Below are 1,235 nucleotides of genomic sequence, written 5' to 3' on the forward strand. Positions count from 1 at the left end.
GTTCCCTCCGAGACGGATCCCGAGTAGTGCGGGGCACGTGAAACCCCGTATGAATCCGGCAGGACCATCTGCCAAGGCTAAATACTTCCTAGCGACCGATAGTGAAGCAGTACCGTGAGGGAAAGGTGAAAAGCACCCCGGAAGGGGAGTGAAATAGAACCTGAAACCGTGTGCTTACAAGAAGTCAGAGCCCGTTTTAGGGGTGATGGCGTGCCTTTTGTAGAATGAACCGGCGAGTTACGTTCCCGTGCAAGGTTAAGGTGAAGAGCCGGAGCCGCAGCGAAAGCGAGTCTGAATAGGGCGACATAGTACGTGGACGTAGACCCGAAACCGGGTGATCTACCCCTGTCCAGGGTGAAGGTGCGGTAACACGCACTGGAGGCCCGAACCCACGCACGTTGAAAAGTGCGGGGATGAGGTGGGGGTAGCGGAGAAATTCCAATCGAACTCGGAGATAGCTGGTTCTCCCCGAAATAGCTTTAGGGCTAGCCTCGGAAAACAGAGTCGTGGAGGTAGAGCACTGATTGGGTGCGGGGCCCGCAAGGGTTACCAAGCTCAGTCAAACTCCGAATGCCATAGACTTACTTCCGGGAGTCAGACAGTGAGTGCTAAGATCCATTGTCAAAAGGGAAACAGCCCAGACCATCAGCTAAGGTCCCCAAGTGTGTGTTAAGTGGGAAAGGATGTGGAGTTGCACAGACAACCAGGATGTTGGCTTAGAAGCAGCCACCATTGAAAGAGTGCGTAATAGCTCACTGGTCGAGTGACTCTGCGCCGAAAATGTAACGGGGCTAAACACACCACCGAAGCTATGGCTTGATGCTTGCATCAGGGGTAGGGGAGCGTTGTATAAGGGTTGAAGGTGTACCGTAAGGAGCGCTGGACATTATACAAGTGAGAATGCCGGTATGAGTAACGAAAAGATCAGTGAGAATCTGATCCGCCGAAAGCCTAAGGGTTCCTGAGGAAGGCTCGTCCGCTCAGGGTAAGTCGGGACCTAAGGCGAGGCCGAAAGGCGTAGTCGAAGGACAACAGGTCGAAATTCCTGTACCACCGTAAGCCGTTATGAGCAATGGGGGGACGCAGTAGGGTAGTGACGCAGACGGATGGATGTCTGTCCAAGCAGTAAGGCTGATGTGTAGGCAAATCCGCACATCGTAAGGCTGAGCTGTGATGGGGAGTGAAAATTACAGTAGCGAAGGTCATGATCTCACACTGCCAAGAAAAGCCTCTAG

At 53.4% G+C, this 1,235-nt stretch carries 1 rRNA gene; it reads left to right on the forward strand.

Features of this window, described 5'->3' with window-relative positions:
• Nucleotides 1–1,235, forward strand: a 23S ribosomal RNA gene (locus AB3N00_RS30835); the annotation flags it as partial.

Origin of the sequence: Paenibacillus xylanilyticus, from assembly GCF_047246825.1 — a bacterium.
GTDB lineage: Bacteria > Bacillota > Bacilli > Paenibacillales > Paenibacillaceae > Paenibacillus > Paenibacillus xylanilyticus_B.